This window comes from Microlunatus parietis (genome assembly GCF_013407955.1).
GTDB classification, from domain to species: Bacteria; Actinomycetota; Actinomycetes; order Propionibacteriales; family Propionibacteriaceae; genus Microlunatus; species Microlunatus parietis.
Genome location: NZ_JACCBU010000001.1, coordinates 1,466,955 through 1,490,891, shown reverse-complemented (window position 1 = coordinate 1,490,891; position 23,937 = coordinate 1,466,955). Strand labels below are relative to the sequence as shown.

24 protein-coding genes and 2 tRNA genes are annotated in these 23,937 nt (G+C 70.2%); 17 read left to right on the top strand and 9 right to left on the bottom strand.

Annotation, left to right across the window (positions count from 1 at the left end; genetic code table 11):
* Positions 1-5 precede the first annotated feature (5 nt).
* From BKA15_RS07055 to BKA15_RS07045, 3 genes are all read left to right on the top strand, one after another.
* Positions 6-851, top strand: a complete 846-nt coding sequence (locus BKA15_RS07055) for a sugar phosphate isomerase/epimerase family protein (RefSeq protein ID WP_179749325.1) — start codon at positions 6-8, stop codon at positions 849-851.
* A gap of 218 nt (positions 852-1,069) precedes the next feature.
* Complete coding sequence (locus BKA15_RS07050) at positions 1,070-3,247, top strand: alpha-galactosidase (protein WP_179749323.1); 2,178 nt, start codon at positions 1,070-1,072, stop codon at positions 3,245-3,247.
* A 10-nt stretch (positions 3,248-3,257) separates the two neighbouring features.
* Positions 3,258-4,403, top strand: a complete 1,146-nt coding sequence (locus BKA15_RS07045) for an ROK family transcriptional regulator (RefSeq protein WP_179749321.1) — start codon at positions 3,258-3,260, stop codon at positions 4,401-4,403.
* Positions 4,404-4,406: 3 nt separating this feature from the next.
* Here BKA15_RS07045 and BKA15_RS07040 read toward each other — a convergent pair whose 3' ends face one another.
* Both BKA15_RS07040 and BKA15_RS07035 read right to left on the bottom strand, forming a co-directional pair.
* Positions 4,407-5,129, bottom strand: a complete 723-nt coding sequence (locus BKA15_RS07040; protein WP_312879674.1) for an ABC transporter permease — start codon at positions 5,127-5,129, stop codon at positions 4,407-4,409.
* 35 nt (positions 5,130-5,164) lie between these two features.
* Entirely contained in the window at positions 5,165-5,809 is a 645-nt protein-coding gene (locus BKA15_RS07035; protein WP_179749319.1) for a DUF2461 family protein, read from the bottom strand.
* Positions 5,810-5,923: 114 nt separating this feature from the next.
* On the opposite strand from BKA15_RS07035, the gene BKA15_RS07030 reads away from it, so the two are divergent.
* A complete protein-coding gene (locus BKA15_RS07030; protein ID WP_179749317.1) occupies positions 5,924-6,703 on the top strand; it encodes a GNAT family N-acetyltransferase in 780 nt (259 codons plus the stop codon).
* A gap of 148 nt (positions 6,704-6,851) precedes the next feature.
* On the opposite strand, the gene BKA15_RS36755 is transcribed toward BKA15_RS07030, so the two are convergent.
* The 3 genes from BKA15_RS36755 to BKA15_RS07015 all read right to left on the bottom strand — a co-directional run bounded on the left by BKA15_RS36755 (position 6,852) and on the right by BKA15_RS07015 (position 9,587).
* The gene (locus BKA15_RS36755; RefSeq protein ID WP_179749315.1) at positions 6,852-7,691 is read right to left on the bottom strand and encodes a helix-turn-helix domain-containing protein; all 840 of its coding nucleotides are present in this window, start codon (positions 7,689-7,691) and stop codon (positions 6,852-6,854) included.
* Positions 7,692-7,704: 13 nt separating this feature from the next.
* Positions 7,705-8,445, bottom strand: coding sequence for a phytanoyl-CoA dioxygenase family protein (locus BKA15_RS07020; RefSeq protein ID WP_179749313.1), 741 nt, complete (start codon positions 8,443-8,445; stop codon positions 7,705-7,707).
* A 98-nt stretch (positions 8,446-8,543) separates the two neighbouring features.
* Positions 8,544-9,587 carry a LacI family DNA-binding transcriptional regulator gene (locus BKA15_RS07015; RefSeq protein ID WP_179749311.1) on the bottom strand — a complete coding sequence of 348 codons (1,044 nt, stop codon included), beginning with the start codon at positions 9,585-9,587 and terminating at the stop codon, positions 8,544-8,546.
* Positions 9,588-9,660: 73 nt separating this feature from the next.
* On the opposite strand from BKA15_RS07015, the gene BKA15_RS07010 reads away from it, so the two are divergent.
* Positions 9,661-11,079 (top strand): glycoside hydrolase family protein, encoded by a 1,419-nt coding sequence (locus BKA15_RS07010; protein ID WP_179749309.1) that lies wholly within the window; start codon positions 9,661-9,663, stop codon positions 11,077-11,079.
* A gap of 57 nt (positions 11,080-11,136) precedes the next feature.
* Here the strand turns inward: BKA15_RS07010 and BKA15_RS07005 are convergent, their stop codons facing one another.
* The gene (locus BKA15_RS07005; RefSeq protein ID WP_179749308.1) at positions 11,137-11,574 is read right to left on the bottom strand and encodes a thiol-disulfide oxidoreductase DCC family protein; all 438 of its coding nucleotides are present in this window, start codon (positions 11,572-11,574) and stop codon (positions 11,137-11,139) included.
* 43 nt (positions 11,575-11,617) lie between these two features.
* Between BKA15_RS07005 and dnaG the strand changes: the two genes are divergently transcribed.
* From dnaG to BKA15_RS06985, 4 genes are all read left to right on the top strand, one after another.
* Positions 11,618-13,525 (top strand): DNA primase, encoded by a 1,908-nt coding sequence (gene dnaG, locus BKA15_RS07000; RefSeq protein WP_179749306.1) that lies wholly within the window; start codon positions 11,618-11,620, stop codon positions 13,523-13,525.
* Positions 13,526-13,589: 64 nt separating this feature from the next.
* The gene (locus BKA15_RS06995) at positions 13,590-14,447 is read left to right on the top strand and encodes a sigma-70 family RNA polymerase sigma factor (RefSeq protein ID WP_179749304.1); all 858 of its coding nucleotides are present in this window, start codon (positions 13,590-13,592) and stop codon (positions 14,445-14,447) included.
* Positions 14,444-14,980 carry a hypothetical protein gene (locus BKA15_RS06990; RefSeq protein WP_179749302.1) on the top strand — a complete coding sequence of 179 codons (537 nt, stop codon included), beginning with the start codon at positions 14,444-14,446 and terminating at the stop codon, positions 14,978-14,980. The genes BKA15_RS06995 and BKA15_RS06990 overlap by 4 nt, the downstream gene beginning before the upstream one ends.
* A 51-nt stretch (positions 14,981-15,031) precedes the next feature.
* Positions 15,032-15,104 (top strand) — tRNA-Asn (locus BKA15_RS06985).
* An 11-nt stretch (positions 15,105-15,115) separates the two neighbouring features.
* Here BKA15_RS06985 and BKA15_RS06980 read toward each other — a convergent pair.
* Both BKA15_RS06980 and BKA15_RS06975 read right to left on the bottom strand, forming a co-directional pair.
* Complete coding sequence (locus BKA15_RS06980; RefSeq protein WP_179749300.1) at positions 15,116-15,616, bottom strand: pyridoxamine 5'-phosphate oxidase family protein; 501 nt, start codon at positions 15,614-15,616, stop codon at positions 15,116-15,118.
* 293 nt (positions 15,617-15,909) lie between these two features.
* Entirely contained in the window at positions 15,910-17,334 is a 1,425-nt protein-coding gene (locus BKA15_RS06975; protein WP_179749298.1) for an alpha,alpha-trehalose-phosphate synthase (UDP-forming), read from the bottom strand.
* Positions 17,335-17,464: 130 nt separating this feature from the next.
* On the opposite strand from BKA15_RS06975, the gene otsB reads away from it, so the two are divergent.
* The 6 genes from otsB to merB all read left to right on the top strand — a co-directional run bounded on the left by otsB (position 17,465) and on the right by merB (position 21,248).
* Entirely contained in the window at positions 17,465-18,304 is an 840-nt protein-coding gene (gene otsB, locus BKA15_RS06970) for a trehalose-phosphatase (RefSeq protein WP_218871109.1), read from the top strand.
* Between the two features lie 41 nt (positions 18,305-18,345).
* A tRNA-Ile gene (locus tag BKA15_RS06965) sits at positions 18,346-18,419 on the top strand.
* Positions 18,420-18,547: 128 nt separating this feature from the next.
* Positions 18,548-19,069 carry a cytochrome P450 family protein gene (locus BKA15_RS06960; RefSeq protein WP_179749296.1) on the top strand — a complete coding sequence of 174 codons (522 nt, stop codon included), beginning with the start codon at positions 18,548-18,550 and terminating at the stop codon, positions 19,067-19,069.
* A gap of 181 nt (positions 19,070-19,250) precedes the next feature.
* On the top strand, positions 19,251-19,652 hold the full coding sequence (locus BKA15_RS06955; RefSeq protein ID WP_179749294.1) for a MerR family transcriptional regulator: 402 nt from the start codon (positions 19,251-19,253) through the stop codon (positions 19,650-19,652).
* Positions 19,649-20,611, top strand: a complete 963-nt coding sequence (locus tag BKA15_RS06950; protein ID WP_179749292.1) for an alkylmercury lyase family protein — start codon at positions 19,649-19,651, stop codon at positions 20,609-20,611. The genes BKA15_RS06955 and BKA15_RS06950 overlap by 4 nt, the downstream gene beginning before the upstream one ends.
* Before the next feature lie 175 nt (positions 20,612-20,786).
* Positions 20,787-21,248, top strand: a complete 462-nt coding sequence (gene merB / locus BKA15_RS06945) for an organomercurial lyase (protein WP_218871863.1) — start codon at positions 20,787-20,789, stop codon at positions 21,246-21,248.
* Between the two features lie 5 nt (positions 21,249-21,253).
* Here merB and BKA15_RS06940 read toward each other — a convergent pair whose 3' ends face one another.
* A complete protein-coding gene (locus BKA15_RS06940) occupies positions 21,254-22,402 on the bottom strand; it encodes an IS110 family transposase (RefSeq protein ID WP_218871104.1) in 1,149 nt (382 codons plus the stop codon).
* On the opposite strand from BKA15_RS06940, the gene BKA15_RS06935 reads away from it, so the two are divergent.
* Both BKA15_RS06935 and BKA15_RS06930 read left to right on the top strand, forming a co-directional pair.
* Positions 22,395-22,676, top strand: coding sequence for a hypothetical protein (locus BKA15_RS06935; protein ID WP_179747559.1), 282 nt, complete (start codon positions 22,395-22,397; stop codon positions 22,674-22,676). The genes BKA15_RS06940 and BKA15_RS06935 overlap by 8 nt on opposite strands.
* A gap of 270 nt (positions 22,677-22,946) precedes the next feature.
* Positions 22,947-23,528, top strand: coding sequence for a dihydrofolate reductase family protein (locus tag BKA15_RS06930; RefSeq protein ID WP_179749290.1), 582 nt, complete (start codon positions 22,947-22,949; stop codon positions 23,526-23,528).
* The last annotated feature ends 409 nt before the right edge of the window (positions 23,529-23,937 follow it).

Below are 23,937 nucleotides of genomic sequence, written 5' to 3'. Positions count from 1 at the left end.
TGATCATGTTCTCGAACCTGAGCGCGGGCGCTCTCGGACTGTCCCTCGACCATCCCACGGCCATCGATCTCGCCGAGAAGCACGGATTCGGCGGTGTCGATCCGGACCTCGGGTTCCTGCGAAGTCTCGACGGCACGGCAGCGATCGCCGAACACGCCGCGGCCGTCCGGGAGCGTGGATTGCAGTGGGGCATCGCCGGGCTGCCGGTGCCGCTGACCGCGCCGGCGGAGGAGTTCCGGGCCGCGCTGACCGACCTCCCGGCGACCCTCGAGTTGCTCACCGCCGCCGGCGTGACGTCGGTCGGCACCTGGCTGCGGCCGATGCACGACGACCTGAACTACCGGCGCAACTGGGTGCTGCACGTCAGCCGGCTCAACCTCGTCGGCGAGCTGCTCGCCGATGCGGGCCTGCGGCTCGGCCTGGAATACATCGGCCCGAAGACGTTCTGGTCGACCGAACGCTTCCCGTTCCTGCACTCGCTCGGCGAGGCGCGGGAGCTGATCGCCGAGGTCGGCCGGCCCAACATCGGCCTGATCCTGGACACCTACCACTGGTACACCGCCGGCGAGTCCGCGGCCGATCTTGCCGGGCTGACCGACGCGGACATCGTCTCGGTCGACATCAACGACGCCCGGGACGACCGGGAGCGCGACGAGCAGCAGGACCTCGACAGACGGCTGCCCGGCGCGACCGGCGTGATCGACTTGGCCGGCTTCATGGCCGCGGTACGGGCCGCCGGTTACACCGGTCCGGTCAAGGTGGAGCCGTTCATGAAATCCCTGGCCGAGCAGCCGGTCGACGAGGTGCTGGCCGACGTCTCCCAGCGGCTCCGGGACGCGATCAACTCCTGACCCTCCCGCACCACCTCACCAGCTTTCCTGTCGCTCCACCCGAGAAACTTCTCTGGTGGAGCGACAGTTTTTCACGTGACGTGAAAAACTGCCCACCTTGGAATCTGCCCGCCTGGGGCGCCGTGCTCGCGGGTAAGTTCCGTGGCGGAAGTAAGAACGGGCGATAGGGTCAGGACTGGGCGGAACGTACCGCCGCAGAGGTTGAGCCGAGGAGAGCCGTGCCGGAACGAGTCGATTGCCTGATCCACCTGCGCACCGAGGCGGTCTCGGTGATCATCGACGGTTCGGCGGGACGGCTGCCGGGAATCGCCTACTGGGGTGCGGATCTCGGTGAGCTGACGCCGGCGGACGTGACCGCGGTGATCGCCGCCGGGTCGCGGCGCGGGCCGCTGGTGGACCAGGGCGTTCCGACCGGTCCGGCGCTCTTGCCGGAGCAGTGGACCACCTGGACCGGACGGCCCGGGCTGAGCGGTTCGCGGAACGGCCGGGACTGGTCGCCGAGGTTCACCACGACCGGGGTCAGCGTCACCGGCGAGGTCAGCGAACAGGGCGCCGTGATCATCGGCGGAGCCGCGAGCGTCGAGTTCCGGGCGGCCGATCCCGTCGCGGGTCTGGACCTGGTGATCACCGTCGAGCTGACCGCGGGCGGGTTGTTGCGCAGCCGCGCCGAGGTGATCAACTCGGGCGCGGAGCCGTACCAGCTGGACGATCTGGTGCTGGCCTACCCGGTGCCGGAACGGGGCCGGGAGCTGCTCGACTTCGCCGGGCGCTGGTCGAAGGAGCGCACCCCGCAACGGCGCGAGCTCACCGTGGGCACGCACCTGCGCGAGGGCCGCCGCGGCCGGACCGGAGCGGACGCGGCCACGGTGCTGCACGTCGGCACGCCCGGCTTCGGCTTCGCCGACGGCGAGCTCTGGGGCGTCCACGTCGCCTGGAGCGGCAACCACACCCACTACGCGGAACGACTTGCCAACGGCGAGCAGGTGGTCGGCGGCGGCGAACTGCTGCTGCCCGGCGAGGTCCGGCTCGCGGCGGGGGAGTCGTACACCAGTCCTTGGCTGTACGGCAGCTACGGCGTCGGGCTGGACCAGGTGGCGCGCCGGTTCCACCGCTACCTGCGCAGCCGCGATCAGCATCCCGGCCGGGACCGGCCGGTGACGCTGAACGTGTGGGAGGCGGTCTATTTCGATCATGACACCGACCGGCTGCTCGACCTTGCCGAGCGGGCGGCGGCGCTCGGTGTCGAGCGGTACGTGCTCGACGACGGCTGGTTCGGCGCGCGCCGCAACGATCATGCCGGCCTCGGTGACTGGACCGTGTCGAAGGACGTCTGGCCGGACGGGCTGCACCCGCTGGTGAACCGGGTCCGCGAACTCGGCATGGAGTTCGGCCTCTGGTTCGAACCGGAGATGATCAACCTCGACTCCGACGTCGCCCGGGCCCATCCGGAATGGGTAATGGCGACCGGCGACCGGCTGCCGGTGGAGCACCGGCACCAGCAGGTGATCAATCTCGGCATCCCCGAGTGCTATGCCTACCTGCGGGACGCGATCGGTGCGCTGCTCGACGAGTACCCGATCGGCTACATCAAGTGGGACCACAACCGCGACCTGATCGATTCCGGTACGGCTCCGGAGGGCCGGCCCGGCGTGCACACGCAGACCGCGGCCGTGTATCGCCTGATCGACGAACTCAAGGCCGCCCACCCCGGCCTGGAGATCGAGTCCTGCTCGTCCGGCGGCGCCCGGGTCGATCTCGGCATCCTGGAACGGACCGACCGGGTCTGGGTGTCCGACTGCATCGACCCGCTGGACCGGCAGCAGATGAACCGGTGGACGACGCAGCTGATCCCGCCGGAGTTGATGGGTTCGCACGTCGCCTCCGGCCGGTCGCACACGACCGGACGCTGGCACGACCTGTCGTTCCGGGCCGGCACCGCGGTCTTCGGGCACTTCGGCATCGAGTGGGACCTGGCCGAGGCGACCGAGGCCGAGCTGGCCGAGCTGGGCGGCTGGATCGAGTTCTTCAAGGCCGAGCGCGGGCTTTTGCTCGGCGGCGACCTGGTCCGGATCGACTACCCGGACGAGTCCGTCCACGCCCACGGTGTCGTGGCTCCGGACCGTCGTTCGGCGATCTTCGCGGTCGCCGCGGTGGGCCGATCGGAAGTCGAATTGGTCGGCCGGATTCCCTTGCGTGGTTTGGATCCCGGCCTTCGGTATCGGGTCGAGCCGGTCATGATCGACTCCGGCGCCGTGGGTCGGTCCCGCGAGCCGTGGTTCACCGAGCCGCTGGCACCACTGCCGGGGTCGGCCTTGATCAGCGGCGGGCTGCGGGTCTCGGATCTCCGTCCGGAGCACGTCGTCCTGGTCCGGGTCGAAGCCGTCGAGGCGAGCTGACGGGTTGCCGATGTCGACGCCCCGGCCGGACCGGACCGCCCCGCTCTTGGACAAGTCCGCCCAGGGCGTTGCTCTGGCGGTGCTCCGGCACGGCCCGATCGCCCGTGCCGAACTGGCCCGGCGGCTCGGCCTGTCCAGCCCGTCGCTGACCCGGCTGACCAAGGAATTGATCAAGGCCCGGCTGATCCGGGAACGGCCGGCCGAGCAGCGCGCCGCGACCGGCCGGCCCTCGCTGCCGCTGGAGATCAACGGCGAGGCGGCCCAGTTCATCGGGATCAAGATCGTCGCCGGCACCGCGTACGGTGTGGTCACCGACCTGCGCGGTGCCGTGCTGGACCGGCGCCGGATCGGCAGCCGGGCCAGGGTTCCGAGCACATTCCTCGGCCGGGTCGCGGAGTTGATCACCGGCTTCCGGGCCGAACATCCGCGGGTCAGCGGGGTGGGGGTCGGGATCGGCGGACCGGTGCTGGACGGCAGCGTCGTCCAGCAGGCGCACTTCCTCGGCTGGGGCGAGGTCGACGTCGGCGCCATCCTGTCCTCGGCCGTCGGGCTGCCGGTCACCGTACACAACGACGTCAAGGCGCTGACCCTGGCCCAGCACTGGTTCGGGGCCGGGCGCGGCTGCCGGTCCCTGGTCGTGATCACCGTCGGCGTCGGCTTCGGCTGCGGGCTGGTGATCAACGACGCGCTGGTCGACGGCGACCGCGGGATCTCCGGCGAGGTCGGGCACTGGCAGCTGCTCGCCGACGGTCCCGAGTGCGGTCTCGGTCACCGCGGCTGCGCGTCGGTCCTGCTCACCTCGTCCGCGCTGGCCGATCTGGCCGGCCGCGCTGCGGGTACCACGTTCACGTTCGCCGAGTTCCTCCGGTTGGCCCGGGACGGCGACCCGACGGTCGGCATGGTGCTGGACACGTCGGCGTACCAACTGGGGTTGTTGGTCGCCCGGATCGCCGACCTGGTCGCGCCGGAACGGATCGTGCTCTGCGGCGACGGCGTCGAGTTCGCCATGATCGGGGCGGAGGCGGTCTGGAGCGGCCTGCGTGATCATCGCAGCGTGCTCGCCGACGAGGACGATCTGATCATGGAGGAGCTCGACTTCTACGACTGGGCGCGCGGCGGCGCGGCGCTGGCCATCCGGCGCTATCTGCTCGGCTGAGTCCTACGGTACGAGAGCGACGCGCAATTCCTTCGGCAGCAGCAGACCGGCCCGGATCAGCCGGTCGCCGACGACGACGCAGATCGTCTGCGCGGCCAGCAGCCCGATCAGCACGATCAACTGCGCGGCACCCGCCTGGAGCGGCGTGCCGCCGCCGAGCAACACCCCGACGAACGCGCCCGGCAGCGTGACCAGCCCGACCGTGCGGGTCTGGTCCAGCCCCGGCACCAGTGCCTCGATCCGATGCCGCCCGGTGACCTCGGCGATCGCGGCCGGCCGGGGCAGCCCGATCGACAGCGCCGCCTCGTACAGTCCATGATCATCGCGCAGGGCCCCGAACAGCCGGCGCCCGAGCAGGCTGTGCGCCGTCATCGTGCCGCCGATGATGATCCCGGCCATCGGCACCAGCGACGGCCCGTTCCACGGCACCGTGCCGGACAGGAAGATCACCGCCAGCACCGGCAGCACACCGCTGGCGATCGCCGCGGCGGCCCACGGCCAGGCCCGGGGCGCGCCGATCCGGCGCGCCGACGTGCCGACCGCGACCCCGAACATCACCAGCGCGAAGATCAGCGACCAGACCAGGTGGCTCAGCACCGCCGTGATGATCAAGGACACCACCGCGAGCTGAAGCACGGCCCGGCCGGCGGCCACCGCCAGCTGGCGCCGAGCCGCCAGCCGGCCGAACGTCGCGGCGGCCAACGCCAGCCCGACCAAGATCACCACCGCGATCGCGAGCCGCAGCAGGTCGGGTGAAGTGGTCACAGCCCGACGATAGGGCAGCCGGTCACGTGTGAGACGAACCAGGACGTGAAGGGCCGCAACTGCTGCACCGCGCCGGCGACGTGATCAAGGGCTTCGGCCGTGTGCAGCCAGTCCTCGCTGCCCAGCGGCAGTTCGGTGGTCAGGGACCGAAGCCGGAGCAGGTCCGCCCGGGGATGACCGGCCGGGACACCGCGAGGCAGCCGCTTCATCGGGCCGCCGATCAGCGGGCGGACGGGTTCCGGCAGCCGGTGCAGCAGGTCGACGAGCGCCGATCCACTGATCTCGTCGGTGATCGCGTCCCGGTAGCGCTGCAGGTGGTCCGGCTCGGCGGGCCACCAGTTGCCGCTCAGGCACAGCCCGTCCAGGTCGAACCTCAGCCCGACGGTGACGTTGCGGGCGTACCGGATCGCCGCGAGCTGATGCTGCCACCGCCCGTAGTGAGGCGAGACGAAGCCCTCGACGGAGAAGTCGTCGCAGCTCTCGTCCAGGTCGGCGAGATCCTGCAGCAGCGCGATCATCGGCCGGCGCACCAGCCGTTCCCGGTCCCGCCGGCATCGCTGACGTACCGCCGCGGGAGGGTCGCCGTCGAGTTCGAGCAGGACGTCGTACGCCGTCGCCGGCCAACCCGTGAACCTCCCCATGCCCGCTCATCCTGCCCGATCGGCGAACGGCGGATCGAGCGTCGACGCCACGACGGCGAGGTTTGGTTTCCTGCCTTCGGCCCGGTGAGCGCTGACCTGCGAGATGCTGATCGGATGAGCGACGGAGAGCTGGACCGGGCGATCGAGGTCTTCGTCCACGGGTTCAGCCGCACCCGGAGTCGGACCTATCCCTATCTCGCCGAACGGGTCGGCGGCAGCTGGGTGCTGCGGGATGCGCCGCGCCGCGACCCGGCCAAGTACCGCCGGGAGGAGTGGGTCGGCCACGGGCTGGCCCCGGCGGAGCTGTACCAGCTGGCGCAGACGCACACCCGCGGCCGGTACGCGCTGTGTGTGGTCCGGGCCGATGACGAGGACCCGTCGCCACTCCGGAACGCCTATCGCGAACTGGGTTTCCGACTCGGCGGTGCCGAACCGTTCCTGCAGCATCGGCTGGTCGACCTGCCGGCGCCGGACCCGTCGATCCCGATCGAGCGGGTCACCACGTCCGCCCAGGCCGACCTGCTGCGGGAGGCCGGCGGTCCCCGGCTGCCGGAACAGGCCTTCGCCGAGGACGGGCCCTACCGGCAGTATCAGGCGGTGCTGGACGGAGTTCCGGTCGGTTGGGTCGCCAGCATCGAGGTGGCCACGGACGGGTCCTGGTGCTCGGAGATGTTCGTCGTCCCGACCCAGCGCCGCCGCGGCATCGGCCGCGCCCTGCTGGCCCGGATGCTCCGGGACGATCGCGACCGCGGCCTACGCAGCTCGGTGTTGAGCGCCAGCCGGGCCGGCGCCTACCTCTATCCGACCGTCGGGTACGAACGCCTCGGCGAACTGCTCGTCTACACACCGGTCCGCCGAGCCCATCCCCGGAGGGATGGCCTCCGGCCCCACTGAAAGGTCCAGCCTCGCCCGGTGTCGCGAGAACTCCACAGTTCGAGCGCTGGAAGCCGCTGAAGCGCTTTATCGGTTGAGCCGCGGAGGAAAAACGACAGGCCCGGCCGGCCCGGCTGCCGGCCATTTCGTGAGCCTCGTGGATCCAGGCTCAGGGGCCGGCGGACAGCTCGGCCCGGGCGGTGGCCCGGTAGCGGGACGGCGGGGTGCCCTCGGCGGCGGTGAAGACGCGGGAGAAGTAGAAGGCGTCGCCGAAGCCGGCGCGGCGGGCGACGACGGAGACCGGGAGGTCGGTCTCCTGGAGCAGCCGGCGGGCAACGCCGATCCGGAATCGCTGGACGAAGCGGGACGGGGACTGGCCGGTGGCCCGGCGGAACAGGCGGCGCAGCAGTTCGGGACTGACGTGCGCGGCGGCGGCCAGGTCCCGGGTCGAGAGGTCCCGTTCGAAGTTCCGGCGCAGGTGGTCGATCGCGGCGGCGACCTCGGGCGGATGGGTCTCGCCGGACGGGTCGATGATCACCGAATCCGCCTCGGTCCGGGGCAGCCGGCCGACGGCGTCGGTCAGGGCGGCGTTGGCGATCATGGTGCCACCGGGCCGCGGCCGAGCCAGTTCGGCCGCCGCGTCGCGGACGTCGGCGACGACCCTGTCCCAGGCCCGGCCGTGCAGGTTGATCATGAGGGTCGGCGGCCAGAGGTCGAGGCGCGGCTCGCCGCGGTCGTACGCCATGAAGTGGGCCACGTGGGTGCGCAGCGACGGCTCGCCGTTCCAGGCCTGTTGCGAGGTCTGCGGCGGGATCATGATCACCGAGCGGGGCCCGACCCGGACCGGGTCGAGGCCGCCCAGCCGGAACTCGCACATGCCGCCGGTGATCACCCAGAGCTGGTAGTGCGGCAGGGATCGCGGGGCCAGCCGCCAGGACGGCGGACAGTCGAAGTACGCCGCCGCGTGGGCGATCAGCGAGATGCCGCTGCCGTCGTCGGCCGACCCCACGAAGCCCTCCCGGCTAGCCGGCGACGACCGGATAGTCCGGCCGCGGGGTGTCGCCGGTGTGGGTGTGCTCGGCCCCGAAGTAGCTCATCGTGATCGCCCGCCGGGGCCGGCCCGACGTGTTGGCGGCGGTGCCGTGCACGACCAGGCTGTGGAAGAACAGTCCGGAGCCGCGCCGCATCGGCACCGGGACGACCGCGTCCAGGTCGTAGTGATCGGACGGGATCACGTAGTCGTCCTGGGTGTGCTCGTGCGGAAGGCCGCCACCACGATGACTACCCGGTACGACGAGCATGCAGCCGTTGTCCAGCGTCGCGTCGTCCAACGGGAGCCAGCAGGACCACAGCGACATCGGCTGGATCGGCCAGTACGGCGAGTCCTGGTGGAACCCCTTCTCCGAACCGACCTTCCCCGGCTTCATCAGCGCGTCGGCCCGGAACAGCCAGAGCCGGTCACCGAGCACGGCCTGGATCCGTTCCACGATCGCGGGCCGGGTGATCATCTTCTCCCGGACCAGGTCGTCGGCCCAGAGCCCGCTGATCTTGCGGATGTCCTGGCCGGGTTCGACCTGCTGGCCGGATCGGGCCAGCGCCGGCTCCTGCTGCAGCGACAGGCCGTCGGGCGCGGGGCGGTCCTTTCGTGCGTACGAGAGCAGCCGTTCGCCGATCTCGTCGCACTCGGCGGGGGAGAGCAGGTCCTCGACCAGCAGGTAGCCCTGCTCCCGGACCCGTGGGTCGTGGACGTCCGTGACGGTCATCGTCGATCAACTCCTTGTCCGTAAGGCTTTCACGATCGAGCCTGACAGCCGGACGGCGTCCGCGACATGGACAGCACAGCACAAATCCTGGACTTTCGTCAGTCTCGGTTGATCAACTCCGGTGCGACCCGGATCCGGAGCCGCCCGCCGCCGTCGCCGGCCAGCCGCTGGAACAGGGTCTCCGCGGCGGCCCGGCCCATCCCGTCCACGTCCTGGCCGATCACGGTCAGGCCGCCGTGCACGAGATCGGCGAGCGGGAAGTCGTCGAAGCCGACCACCTCGAGCGGGTCGGCCGTCCGCAGCGCGCGGACGACGGCCGTCGCCGACAGCGAGCTGGCGGCCAGCAGTGCGGTCGGCGGTGCCGGCGAGGCCCGCCAGTGATCAAGCTGCCGGCGCAGCGGTCCGGCCTCCTGGACCCGCTGGAAGATGATCTTGGGATCTGCCGCCATGCCGACGGCCGCCAAGCCGTCCCGGTAGCCGGCCAGCCGCTCGCGCTGGGTGAACAGCTCGGGCGGGTCGCCGACGAAGGCGATCCGGGTGTGGCCGCGGCCGGCCAGGTGGCGTACGGCCAGGTCGGCGCCACGGCGGTTGTCGCACAGCACGGTGTCGGTCTCGACGCCCTCGATCGGTCGGTCCACGCAGACCACGGGGAGGGAGTCCGCGAGCCGCTGCAGGAACCGGCTGCCGGCGCCGGTCGGCCAGAGCACCAGACCGTCCACCTGACGGGCCAGCAGGGATTCGATCACCGCCCGTTCCCGATCTTGATCGCTGCCGGTCAGCGACACGGTCAGCGCCGAGTCGTGGTCGCTCGCGACCGTCGCGATCGCCCGGGCGAGGCGGGCCTGGACCGGTTCTGCGATGTCGACGCAGACGTAGCCGATCGAGCGGCTCACCTTGCGCCGGAGCACCCGGGCGGCGGCGTTCGGCCGATAGTCGAGGGTACGGATCGCGGCCCGGACCCGGGCCCGCATGGCGTCGCTCACGCCGCGCTCGCCGTTGATCACCCGAGACACGGTCTTGACCGCGACGCCGGCCTCGCGGGCCACGTCGTGGATCGTCGGGCGCTGCGCCATGCCGGTCTCCTTCCGTACCCCAATCCTGACATCGATGTCACCGCCGGTGATCAGGGTGAACAGGGGCATTTCAACCTCAGGAACCGCCGCCGCACGATCATCACGGCTGTCCGGAGCTGATCATTGTCCTACGGTGGACAGCATGCACCGCCTCTACTATCAGCATCCCGGGACCTGGTTCGGCGACTGCATGCCGATCTTCGCCGACGGGGCGTTCCAGCTGTTCCACCAGCGCGACACCCGACGGCCCGGGCCGTTCGGGGAACCGTTCGGTTGGGCACTGGCCCGAACCACCGACTTCGTCCGGTACGAGGATCGCGGCGAGTCGCTGCACCGCGGCGGCGACGCCGACCAGGACCAGTTCATCTTCGCCGGCAGCGTCTTCGAGGCGCCGGAGACGGCCAGGGCCGGCGGCCGCTTCCACGCCTTCTACACCGGCTACAACCGGGACTATCCGGCCGCCGGGAAGCCGGCCCAGGTGCTGATGCACGCGGTCAGCGATGATCTTGAACACTGGACCACGGTCGAGGGCGAACTGGTCGCGCCGGAGCCGGGGCACGACCCGGACAACTGGCGGGACCCGTACGTGCTCCGCGACGATGATCATGATCGCTGGATCATGATCTTGGGCGCACGACGGGAGGGTGACCGGTTGCGGACCACCGGCCGCACCGTCTGGTACACCTCGACCGATCTCGAGCGGTGGACCTTCCAGGGCGACTTCTGGGCGCCCGAGCTCTACACGATGCACGAGATGCCGGACCTGTTCCGGATGGGTGATCACTGGTATCTACTGACCACCGAGTACAGCGACCGCAGCACCACCGTCTACCGGATGAGCGACAGCCTCGACGGCCCCTGGACCGCGCCGGCCGACGACGCCTTCGACGGCCGTGCCTACTACGCCGCCCGGTCCGCGTCGAGCGGCGAGCGCCGCTACCTGTTCGGCTGGGTCGCGACGAAGGAGGGCGAGCAGGACCTCGGGGCCTGGCAGTGGGGCGGCACCCTGGTCGTCCACGAGGTGTACCAGCGGCCGGACCGGTCGCTCGGCGTCCGCCTCCCCGCTCCGGTCCGGGACGCGTTCCCCGCTCCGACCTCCCTGATCGACGGGCCGGTCGCGGTGTCGGCCGGTGACGGTCGCGGCCGGATCGGGCTCGGGTCGCTGCCCGAGGACCGCCCGGTCCTGATCACCCTCCGGCTGACCCCGGACCGGCTGCGGTCGTTCGCGATCGTGCTGTTCGAGGACGAGGCGTCCGGCGACGGCTACGCGTACACCTTCCGGGCCGGGGAGGGCCGGATCGACATCGACCGGGTGCCCAACTATCCCTGGTACCGCTACGACAACCGCGGCCTGCACCGCCCGTTCCAGACCCGGCCCGGCGAGACAGTCACCGTCGACCTCGTCGTCGACGACACGATCGCGACCCTCTACGTCGACGGGGTCGCCCTCAACGCGCGGTTGTACGAACGGCCGGGACGACGGCTGGCGATCGAGGTCGTCGACGGCGACCTGTCCCTGGACCGGGCCGAGCTGTCCGTACTCGAGGATTCGGTGCCCTGAGCCTGTCGAAGCATGTCGAAGGGGGCCGGGCAACATCGGGCTCGCCCTTCGACAAGCTCAGGGAGCGTTGTGGTGCGGCGTGACGCCGGCGGGCGGCATGGCGCAGGCGGGCGAGCCGCCGGGCAGGCGATGCCGGTTGACCGCGATGAGGCGATAGACGATGGCGGCGAGCTGAGCGATCCCGGGCAGCCGGAGCACGGTGCCGAGGACCCGGTACGGGCCGCCGGCGTAACGCAGCCAGGCCGCGACCGCGGCGGCACCGCCGGCCACCTCACCGCGCAGGTCCAGCCAGAGCACCTCGCGCTGGGCCCGCTCGGCGGTCGTGCCGGCGGCAGCGAGGTCGGTGAACTGCCACGGAACGTACTTCGGATCCAGGCGTCCCGGCCGGTGCAGCCGCTCGGCGATCCAGGTCACGGCCGTAGTGCAGAAGGCGCAGTCGCCGTCGAAGATCAGCCAGGGCACCCGGCGTTCCGGTTCCGGCGAGACCTTGTTCATAGCTCAACTCTAGAAGGCTGCGAGCGAGGTCTACACTCGCCCTGTGGCGGGCCGGATTAACGAAGAGGACATTGCGGCGGTCCGCGAGCGCGCCCGGATCGACGAGATCGTCGGCTCCTACGTGACGCTGCGCCGATCGGGCAGTGCGATGGTCGGCCTGTGCCCGTTCCACGAGGAGAAGACGCCGAGCTTCCAGGTCACGCCCTCCCGCGGCCTCTGGTACTGCTTCGGCGCCTGTTCCGAGGGCGGCGACGTGATCAGCTTCGTCCAGAAGATCGACAACCTGACGTTCGTCGAGGCGATCGAGCGGCTGGCCGACCGGGTCGGCATCCAGCTTCGGTACTCGGACGACGGCGGCACGCGGACCCCGCCCGGCCTGCGGATGCGGCTGATGGAGTCGCACCAGGCGGCGGCGGAGTTCTACGCCGAACAGCTGGCCGCGCCGGACGCCCTGCAGGCCCGGCAGTTCCTGGCCGAGCGCGGTTTCGACCGGGACACCGCGCTCGACTTCGGTGTCGGCTTCGCGCCGCGGGACGGCCGGGCGCTGCTGCGGCACCTGCGCGGACGCGGCTTCGCCGATGCCGACCTGGTCGCCGGCGGGCTGGCCCGGGAGTCCGGCTACGACTTCTTCCAGGGGCGGCTGCTCTGGCCGATCCGGGACTCCGGCCGGCAGGTGCTCGGCTTCGGCGGTCGGCGGATCTTCGACGACGACCGGATCTCGGCGAAGTACATCAATACCCCGGAAACCCCGCTGTACAAGAAATCCCACGTGCTGTACGGCCTCGACCGGGCCCGCCAGGCGATCGCCAAGAAGAGCCAGGCTGTGGTGGTCGAGGGCTACACCGACGTGATGGCGGCGCACCTGTCCGGCGTGGACACGGCGATCGCGTCCTGCGGCACCGCGTTCGGTGATGATCATGCTCGGCTGCTGCGCCGGCTGATGGGTGATCATGACGCGTTCGGCGGCGAGGTGATCTTCACGTTCGACGGTGACGAGGCCGGTCAGAGCGCCGCCCTGAAGGTCTTCTCCGGCGATCAGAACTTCCTGGCGCAGACGTACGTCGCGGTCGAACCGAGCGGGCTCGACCCGTGTGACCTGCGGCTGCAGCAGGGTGAGGCGGCGGTCCGCGAACTGGTCGCCCGGCGGGTGCCGCTGTACCGGTTCGTGATGAGCAACATCGTCGGCCGGTACGACCTCGATCGGGTCGACGGCCGGCTGAACGCGCTCCGCGCCGCGGCGCCGCTGGTCGGCAGCATCCGCGACCGCGGCCTGGTCAGCGGGTACGTACGCGAGCTGACCGGCCTGCTCGGGATGGAGCCGGAGGAGGTGCAGCGCGAGGTGGCCCGGGCCGCCCGGGCGCCGCGGCCGCAGTCCGGGTCGGGCCAGCGGGGGGACCGGTACCGGCAGCAGGCCCCGGACGAACACCCGCCCGAGGAATCGGAACAGCCGCCCCGGCGCAAGGGCCTCGAACTGCCCGACCCGAACGACCGGCTGCTGACCACCGAGCGGCAGACCCTGAAGTTGATCATCCAGGCGCCGCAGCGGTTCGGGGCCGGCTGGGACGGGATCACCGCCGCCGACTTCACCCATCCGGCGTACGCGGCCGTGTTCACCTGCGTCGAGAAGGCCGCCGCCGACGGCGCCGAGGGCGACTGGGCGCACCGGGTCAGCCTGGCCGCGGAGGCCGACCGGCTCCGCTCGCTCACCGTCTCGCTCGCCGTCGAACCGTTGCCGATCACCGGCGAGCCGACCGAACGCCTGGTGGCCGCCTACAGTTCCGGGCTGCAACTGCTCACCGTGATGCGGCAGATCGCCGAACTGAAGTCGAAGCTGCAGCGGACCAACCCGGTCGACCAGGCGGTCAAGTACAACCAGATGTTCTCCGAGCTGGTCGTCCTCGAGGCGCGTCGGCACGCGCTGCACCAGCGCAGCATCGGCGCCCAGGAGTGAATTCCCAAAACTGCCCCTGTGGATAACTGGTGCGGGTGTCGGTGCCGGGTGTCAGAGTGCGGCCATGGGGGAATGGACGGAGCCGGACGACGCGCTGCTGACGCCGGCCGAGGAGAGCGAACTGGCGGCCCGGATCGAGGCGGGTGCCCTGGCCTGGGCGGAGCGGCAGGAGCCGGTCCGGCGCAGTGGTGCGACGACCGAGGAACTGCTGGCGTTGGAACGGGCCGGTGAACGGGCCCGGCAGCGGTTCGTCCGGGCCAATCTGGGGCTGGTCGCGGGCCTGGTGCCCGGCTATGCGAGCCGGGCCGGGCTGCCGCGCGACGAGCTGTTCCAGGAAGGCTGTCTCGGGTTGCTGATCGCGGTGGCCCGGTTCGATCATCGGCGCGGGATGCGGTTCTCGACCTACGCCCTGTACTGGATCCGGGCCCGGCTCGGGGACGCGGTGCTGCGTCGTCTCGGCGGGATTCCGCTGCCGGCGTTGCGAGCCGAGCAGCTGCGGGCGGCGCGGATCGCCGAGGAGGAACTCGTCCAGGCGCTGGGCCGGGACGTGACGGCCGCCGAGATCGCCGAGCGGGCCGGCCTGGACCCGCGCCGGTACGAGCGGTTGCTGGCCTGGCAGCAGGTCACCTCGCTCGACCAACCCAGCGGCGATCCGGCAGGGCCGGCGGACCTCGGACCGCCGCCGGACGCGATCGTCGAGCGACCGGACCGGTCCGTCGACGAACTGCTGTGGCGGCTGCCACAGCTGGAACAGACGGTGCTGCGGCTGCGGTACGGGCTCGACGGCGAGCCCGGCCTGTCCTATGCGGTGATCGCCACCCGGCTCGGCCAGTCCGAGTCGGGCGTGCGGCGGATCGAGCACCGGGCGCTGGACCGGCTGCGGTCGGACGGTTCGGGGAGGGCTGGAACAATGACCGCATGACGCTCAAGACCCGCTGGTGGAGCAAGTCCCGCGGGCTGCCCGCCGAGGCGTACGTGTCGCTGGTCGAATCGCTCCGTGCGGCGGGCCGGCCGACCGAGCGGATCCTGTCCTGGGCCACGACCGGCGACGGCTTCTGCGTCGGGTTTCCCGCCGTGCTCTCGTACGGCAACCGGGACGGCTGGACCCACGTCGGCTGGCACGAGATCGAGAACGGCGGCTGGAACGCCGAGACCCGCCGGCTCAGCTTCCGGGCCTACGACGGGCGGCGCGGGCTGATCGACCTGGCCGAGCCGGCGCGGCTGCCGGAGCTGTTCCGGGAGCGGGTCGCGGCCAGCCTCGTGGTCGAGAAGTTCATCCCGGTGGACGGCAACCGCGGGGTGACGATCAGCGGCCGGCGGGACCTCGCCGACGCCGCCGCGCCGATCGCCTGGCACAGCACGCTGACCCGCGGAGTCACCTGGCAGACCGAGGGGATTCGCGACCTCGCGGACCGTGCCCTGGAGGCGGTGAGAACCGAGTACGACATTCGGTGATCGGCCTGCTATCGTACGTACCCGCGCCCCTCGCCAAGGGGAGCGACGCGATCCCCTGTAGCTCAATTGGCAGAGCATGCGACTGTTAATCGCAGGGTTGTTGGTTCGAGTCCAACCGGGGGAGCTTCGTCTCCATCAAGGCCTATAGCCAGTCTGGCTGTACGGCCCCTTGCCGAACGCGAGCACCTTGGCCGGTTCCACCGCGAACACCCAGGCCTCGCCGCCTTCGCCGCCGAATCCGGTGTCGGAGACCTGGTACTGCCAATCGCCGTTCCACTTCGTCGCCCAGGCCGCGGCCAGCCGCTCCAGCAGGGCTCGGTCGGTCACCCGGAGCGCCGTACCCTCGACCACGACGTCCAGCCCGTCGGACCACGAGCTCGTTCCGATCGCCACGGCGACCTCCGGATGGGCCAGCAGATTGCGGGCTTTCTGCTCGGTGGGCCCGGTGCAGAAGTGCAGCGCGTCGTCCAGCCAGACGGTGACCAGCGGTGTCACGTGCGGTCGGCCGTCGGCGCGCACAGTGGTGAGCCAACTGAGCTGGGCCGACTCGATGATCTGGCGGGTCTCCGCCCAGGGTGTCGCGGCCGCGCCGGGCTCGCTGAAGCTGCCGTCGAAGTGCGGCTCGGGATCCTTCATGATCACTCCTTTGTCGTCGGTCTGGATCCAGCATCGATTGCAAAATGCAATCAGTCAAGACCGACAGTGATCCCCGGCCGAGAGGGTGGAGACGCGACAGCCCGCAGCAGAAAGTTTGGGCCGGGGCCAGGAGACGCCTGGGGGGGCGGGGCTCCGAGCGGTAGGGAGCTACGGAGCCGGGCTCATGGCCCCAGCCATCTCAAAGGTAGGCGCGCCGGGCAACCCTCACAACAGGATTGGATCGGGTTGAGCCTAATTGTGATGATGAGGCCAAGGATTAGATCAAGGCCCGATCAAGACTCACGGCCGGTCAAATCGTCGAGGAACAGAGAGGCCCAGCGGTCGATGTCGTTCTCGAACACCTGCTTGCGCAGGTAGCGCATCCGCCGGGCGTGCACCCGCGGCGAGTCGTTCATCGCCTCCACCAGACGCTCCTTGAGCCCGTTGATGTCGTACGGGTTCACCAGGTAGGCCTGCCGCAACTCCTTCGCAGCGCCGGCGAATTCGCTCAGCACCAGTGCGCCGTTGTCGTCCTGTCGGCAGGCGATGAACTCCTTGGCGACCAGGTTCATCCCGTCCCGCAGCGGGGTGACCACCATGATGTCGGCCGCCCGGTAGAGCGCGGCCATCTCCTCGCGGGGATAGGACGCGTGCAGGTACGTGATCGGCGGCCGGCCGATCCGGCCCGTCTCGCCGTTGATCCGCCCGACCAGCATGTCGATGTCGTCGCGCAGCTGCCGGTACTGATCGACCCGGTCCCGGGACGGCGCCGCCACCTGCACCAGCACCGCCTCGTCCGGATCGAGCCGGCCGTCGCGGACCAGCTCGCCGAATGCCCGGATCCGCTGCCGCAGGCCCTTCGTGTAGTCGAGCCGGTCGACGCCGAGGAAGATCGTCCGCGGGTCGCCGAGATCGTGCCGGATCTGCTTGGCCCGCTGCTCGACCGACGGGCTGGCGGCCAGCTCGTTGAAGCCGGAGGTGTCGATCGAGATCGGGTACGCCCGCGCCAGCACGGTCCGGCCGTCGGCGGTCCGGACCCGGTCCCGATGGGTCTGCAGGTGCAGCCGCTGCCGTACCAGGCGAACGAAGTTCTGCGCACCACCCGGCAGCTGGAAGCCGACCAGGTCCGCGCCGAGCATCCCCTCCAGGATCTGGTTCCGCCAGGGGAGCTGCTGGAACAGCTCGAGCGGCGGGAACGGGATGTGCAGGAAGAAGCCGATCCGCAGGTCCGGCCGGCGTCGCCGCAGCATCGCCGGGACCAGCTGCAGCTGGTAGTCCTGCACCCACACCACGGCGCCGTCTTCGGCCACCGCGGCGGTCCGGTCGGCGAACCGCTCGTTCACCGCGACGTAGGCATCCCACCATTCCCGGTGGAACTCCGGGTTCTCCACGGCGTCGTGGTAGAGCGGCCACAGCGTGCCGTTGGACAGCCCTTCGTAGTACTGGGCGACCTCGGTCTCGCTGAGTTCGACCGGGATGAGTTGCATGCCGTTCGTGGAGAACGGTTCCAGCTTCTCGGGTGCCCCGTGCCAGCCGATCCAGGCGCCGTCATTGGCGCGCATCACCGGCTCGAGGGCCGTGACCAGACCTCCGGGTGAGGTTCGCCAGCCCGTGCTGCCGTCAGCGTTCTCGATCCGGTCGACGGCTAGCCGGTTGGCGACCACGACGAAGGACGCGGTCGGAGTGGATGACGTCTTTTTTCCTTTGTCGCTGCTCATACAGTGCCAAGCCTCCCAAGGCGTCTGTTCGACCATATCCGAAGATCGGTAACAGGTTCGATCCGGTGGGTATCCGCGGCCACAAGACGCACGTTGTGTGGAGTTGCCCCGGTCTGACAGAGTCGATGGCGTGAGTGCCGCCGGAGCCGTACCCGACCCTGGGATCGACGCGATGCGGGCCATCATGCAGTGGCCCGACAAGACCATGATCGCCGTCGACTTCGACGGGACCTTGGCGCCGATCGTCGACGACCCCGATCGCGCCTTCGGCGACCCCCGGGCCATCGCCGCCCTGGGCCGCCTGGGCGGACTGGGTTTGACGATCGCCGTGATCACCGGCCGCCCGGCCCGGACCGTGGTCCGGCTGGGCCGTTTCACCTCGGTGCCCGGCCTGCGGAACATGATCGTTCTCGGCCAGTACGGCGTGGAGCGGTGGGACGCGGCGACGGGGGAGTTCAGCATCCCGCCGGAGCCCGACGGGATCGACGCCCTCACCGCCGAAGTGGACCAGCTGCTGGCCAGCCTGGACCTGAGTGACGCGCGGCTGGAACACAAGGGCCGGGCGATCGGCGTGCACACCCGCGAGCTGGCGAATCCGCGCGCCGCGTTCGAGACCCTGCTGCCACGCCTGAACGACCTCGCCGAGCGGCACCGCTGGGCCATCGAGCCGGGCAAGAACGTGATCGAGATCCGAGCCCCCGGCATGGACAAGGGCGTCGCCCTGCGCTCGCTGATCGAGGAGACCGGCGTCCGCCAAGTGATCTTCGCCGGCGATGATCTTGGTGACCTGCCGGCCTTCCGGATGGTGCAGAACCTGCGCGCCGAAGGCTTCCCGGGCCTCCTGGTCTGCTCCGCCTCCCACGAGGAGGACGCCCTGACCGAGATCTCCGACCTGATCGTCAGCGGCCCCGACGGCGTCGCCGAGTGGCTCGGCCGCCTCGCCGACAGCCTCGCCGCCCGCCGCTCCTGACCGTCTGGGTACGGTCCGCCGCCGCTATAGTCGTCCCGCCAGGGGCGGTAGCTCAGCCGGTTAGAGCAGGGGACTCATAATCCTCCGGTCGCGGGTTCAAGCCCCGCCCGCCCCACCGAAGTATTCCTTTGCACACAAGTGAATCTGGCCGATGGGATCGGGCCACAGTGATCGTGGCCGGCCGGACCGCGAGCAACGTTGTGGACAGGCCGATCGATGGTGCGACCCTGCTCGTCACGCTCCATGCCCACCTCCAGTTCGCTATTTCCGAGCGGCCTTCCCACGGCCGCCCCCAATGACTTCGATCCGCCGGGTGAGCTGCGGGCGGCACCGTCGATCAGCCGGCTGACCTACCCGGACGGCCATGAGGGCTGGCTGGTCACCGGCCACGCCACCGCCCGCGCGGTGTCGGCTGACCGGCGCTTCAGCTCCCGGCAGGAACTACGGCGCTGGCCGGTGGAGACCGCGATGACACAGGAGCGGCAGGAGCCGGCAGCGCCGGGGATCATGACCCGCCACGACCCGCCGGACCACACCCGGTACCGAAAACTGCTGACCGGACAGTTCACCGTCCGCCGCGTGAAACTGTTCGAGCCTGGTGCGGGCCTTCGCGCTGCCGATCCCGTCGTTGGTGATCTGCGACCTGTTAGGTGTGCCCTCTCCAGTGGGCAGCGTTGCATCGGCGTCGGGCGAGCATGGCCTGGTCGACGTCGGCGAGCACAGCCTGGTCCTGACGAAACTGCCTTGCTCAAAGCGATCTTCTGACGCTGAAGCAAACCGCACCGGACCCGATAGCCGCACCACATGGACAAGAGCCCCGTCTAGCGCTACAACGCGGTACGCGAGGCAACGGTCCCCAAGCAGACCTCCGATGGTGCTAACCCGTCAAATCGGCGGCTCGCTGGGGGTTGACTCTGTAGTCGGGTCCGGGGTTGACGATGGGTGCATGCGAACGAGTGAGGTGGCCGGCCGGTCTGGTGTGAACACGGAGACGTTGCGCTATTACGAGCGGCGTGGCCTGTTGGAGCAGCCGCCGCGGACTCCGGGCGGGTATCGGGATTACCCGGTCGGTGCGGTCGGCTTGTTGCGGTTCATCAAGCGGGCGCAGGATCTGGGCTTCACGTTGGACGAGGTGGAGGAATTGCTGCATCTCGACGCCGGTGGTCCGGACAGCTGTGATGCCGCGCGGGCGTTGGCCGAGCAGCGCCAGGCCGACCTGGCGGCCCGGATCCGGGATCTGCAACGGATGCATGACTCGCTGGCCGAGCTGGTCGCGACGTGTGATCTGCCGCGGGCGGATCGGCGGTGCGCGTTGTTGGAAGCGATCGATCAGGAGGCTGGCCGATGAAGCTGGAAGTTCTCCATGTTCCGGACTGCCCGAACCTGCCGCCGTTGCTGGACCGCCTCGCCGAGATCACCGACGTCCCGGTCACTACCCGGCTGGTGCAGTCAGACGCGGAAGCGGCCGAGCACGGGATGGCCGGCTCCCCGACCTTGTTGATCGACGGCGTCGACCCGTTCGCTGGCGAGGAGCCGTGCGAGTGTGGGGTGGCGTGCCGTCTGTTTCGCGACGAGCACGGGCGGTTGGTGCCGATCCCGACCGCCGAGCAGCTCCGCGACGCGATCATCCGCACCGCCACAACTGGCGGGGTGGCGGCGTTGACCGGCTGGCGGCAAGCCTGCCGGGTGTCGTTGGACCCGGTCGAGCGGGCCGTGCACCAGGCGATCCTGGCGGCGTTCGCCACGACGAGCTGGCCGCCGCAGCTGGCTGAGCTGTCCGGTCTCGTGAGCGATGGCCGTGGGATCGAGGCGGTGCTGGCCGGGCTGCACCGGCGCGATGTGATCCGGCTCGATGCCGAGGGCCGGATCGCGGTGGCCTACCCGTTCTCGGCCGCGCCGACCGGGCACCGGGTCCGGATCGGCGGCCCGGACGGTGTGACGGTGTCGGCGATGTGCGCGGTCGACGCGCTCGGCATCTCGGCCATGCTCGGCGGCCGGGACACCGTGATCGAGTCGGTCGACGCCGCGACTGGTGCCCCGATCACCATCACCACCTGCAGCGGCCGCACCAGCTGGCAGCCGGCCGACGCGGTCGTGTTCCTCAGCACCGCCGCCGGCGACGGCCCGTCGGCGGACTGCTGCTGCCGTGATCTGAACTTCTTCACCGACCGCACCTCGGCGCAGGCCTGGAGCGCTGCCCACCCGCAGGTGCGGGGCGACATCGTCGACCAGGCCACCGCTGAACTCCTTGGCGCCGACTTGTTCGGCCAACTCCTCACACCCTCGATTCCGGAGGAAGGATCATGACTCTCACCACTACCCAGACCGCCGAAGCTGACCGCCTGGTTGACCTCGTCCGGGCCCAGTTCGGGCTCCCCGATCTCGTCGTCCAGCTCGGCCGGCTGCTCGCCGACACCGGCCGGCCACCCTTGACGAGGTCGCGGCCGCCGGCGGCTGGACCCGTGAACAACTCGTCGCCGAGCTGGCCCGCCATCCCGGTGTCGATTACGACGACGACGGCCGGGTCGTCGGGTTCGGGCTGACCCTGCGGCCCACCTCGCACCGGTTCACCATCGCCGGCGGTCGCACCGTCTATGCGTTCTGCGCCACCGACACGTTCGAGTTTCCCGCCATCCTTGGCCGGCCCGGCGTCGCCGAGTCCGAGTGTCCGGCCACCGGCCAACCCATCCGGGTCGAGCTAGGCCTGGACCGGGTGATCTCGGTTGATCCGCCCACGGCTGTGGTGTCGAAGATCCGGCCCGATCAGCCCGTGGCTGACGTCCGCGCCGAGATCTGCAACCTCGGCAACTTCTTCGCCTCCCTCGAAGCCGCCACCGGCTGGCAGAACGCCAACCCGAACGGCCTGCTGGCCTCCGTTGCCGACGACTACGCGATCACCCGCCAGGCCATGATCAAACTCGGCTGGGCCTCAACCGTGCAGTGACCGGTCTAGGCCGCGACAGGGGCTGGGCGCTGCTGAACCTCACGCGCGAAGGCGCGTGCCGGGTCGTAGAGCGGACCGGTTTGCAGGCAGTGCCAGAGCTGGCCGAGCATCCGGTTGAACAAGTGGCGCAGCGCTGAGGAGTGACGATCGCCATGGTCGCGGCGCCGTCGGTAGTGGGTCATGGCGTCGTCGTTGTTGGCGATCGCTGAGAACGCCCAGAGCCAGCCGGCGGCGGCGAACCGGTCGTTCTTGATTCGCCGGTGACTGATCGAGATCGAGCGGCCGGAGGCGCGGGTGACAGGGGCGGAGCCGGCGTTGGCCTTGACCGCGCGGGCGTCGGCGAACCGGGTCCGGTCGTCGCCCATCTCGGCCAGGATCCGGGCGCCGGTGATGTCGCCGAGGCCGGGGAAGCTGGTGATGATGGCGTGGTCGGGATGCTGGGCGAACGCCGCCATCGTGGCCTCACCGAGCTGCTCGACGTTCGCGCATTCGACGTTCGGCGTCGCCAGCAGCGCCAGGGCCTGCCGGCCGAACGCCTCCTCGACCAGCTCCAGCTGACGCAGTGCCGGCTGCCGCAGCGCCTGCTGGAGCCGGGCGGCGAGCTCGTCGATGCCGCGTTGCCGGCCGGCCCGGCGCAGCGCAGCCGCGATCCGGGCCTTCGAGACGCGCGCCGCGGCGGCCGGGGTCGGCGCGATCGCTAGGACCGCCCGAGCTTCTGGCTTGGCCAGGTTGGTGACCGACTTTCCGGCGAACACCTTCAGGAACGCCGGGTAGTACTCCCGCAGCAGCGACGGGAGTTCGCTGGTGGCCCGGGTCCGGCGCCAGGTCGCATCCTGGTGGGCGCGGGCCAGCACGGTGATCGATTGGACCAGCTCGGTGTCGGCCGGCAGCCGGCGGTGAGCATGGGCATCGGTGCGCAAGATGTTGGCCAACGCCATCGCGTCGGCATGATCGGACTTGGTCCGACTCACCGAGTGCCGTTCCCGATAACGGGCCACCGCCATCGGATTGATCGCGAACACCGCCCGCCCGGTCGCCCGCAGCGCCGTGACCAGCAGCCCGCGGCGTCTCGATCGCCACCGGGATCCCGAGCCGGGGAGAGCATCGAGCAGACCGCTGCCCGGGAACTGCGAGGAGACCGGTGCGGTGATCACTGGGCCGTTGACTCCGTTCGGCGCCTACGACGTGACCGCGCCGGCGAACCAGGCGCCATACCTGCCGCATCCGGTGTCGTACTTCCTCTACGTCGCCGCGGACGTCGAACTCGTCGGCCCACTGGACAATCCCGCGGACGGCGAGCAGATGGTCGGGGTGCTGGCGCTGCCGCCGCGGCAAGCGGTCGACTATCTGGCCGAGTTCGATACTGGGTCGGCGGTGCTGCCGCTGGCGATCGAGTTCGGCCTGGCCGGGCCGGACCACAGCCGCTGATCGGCGGAACGAGTGTGGCCGTGTTCGGCGACAGCAGTGCAGCAGCGCCATGGTGCCCGCTGCTCGTCCAGAGCGGTCGGTGCTTATCAACCCGGAGGCCGAGCGGTTCAAAATCGGCCCTTAGTGGGTCCCTCCGCCGGCAGGCCCAGGCAAGCCCTCCGTAGGGCGATGAGTTTCACCGCATGACCGGGTCTGAGTCTGTAGTTCGTGGGACAAGAAGGGGCCCGCGGCCAGCAGGGTCCGGCGTCAAGCGATTTGAGGAGTCGTGCAATGTCTTCATCAGTCCTGTTCATGTCGGTGTCGGTCGATGGCTACGTCGCCGGACACAACGATGGCCCGGACAACCCGGGCGGCGACTACTTTCCCTTGCACGATTGGGGTCTGAACGCGGAAGGGTCCCACGAAACCTCAGGCGTCGCGGGCCAGATGAACGCGGAGTATTTCCAGACCGGTGCCGTGCTGTCGGGCCGCCGGACCGCCGAGCAGGCCGGCTATTGGGGCGGTCGGCATCACGGCGTTCCGACCTTCGTCCTCAGCCGCAGCGGGCCCACTTCGGAGGTGGCCGAGAAGTACCCGGCGATCACCTTCCTGTCCGACGGGATGGAGAACGCGATGGCCACCGCGAAAGCCGCCGCGGGCGATCGTGATGTCATGTTCCACGGTGGCGCCGAGACCGTCCGGCAGGCCCTCGAAGCCGGCGTCCTTGATGAGATCCAACTGCATCAGGTGCCGGTGCTACTCGGTGGCGGTGTTCGGCTGTTCGACGTGTTGTCGGCGCCGGTCGAGTTGGAGATCGTCCGGGTGATCGACACCCCGCAGGCCACCCACCTTCGATACCGGGTCCGCCACTGAGCACCAAGTGCCACGTCCAATAACGGCCGTTTCTGCACATCCTCGACAAGACCGTCCGGAACGATTCCAAACCCCCGGCGAGCGTGCACTGACGGGCCTACATGGCCGCGCTAAGACACGCAAGTAGCCGACCATTTGCTCTTGAGGACATACGGTGCCGCGGCGTTGCATTTGCTGACGGCTAGCGTGCCCGGCGAACCGCTCCGCTGTTTGCTGCGCTCATGCTCAGCTTCCAGCTCGGATCGGGCCGTGCGCGAGTTGTCCGCCGAAACGACGCTGCCGCGGCTGAGTGCGACGCCGCCGGCTTCGGAGTGGAGTACCGCGATGGCGGGCTCCTCCTTTGCCGTCGTCGCGACTGGCATTGAGGACAACGAAGGTGCCCTGCTTGAGAACGGTCACGGTGGCACCG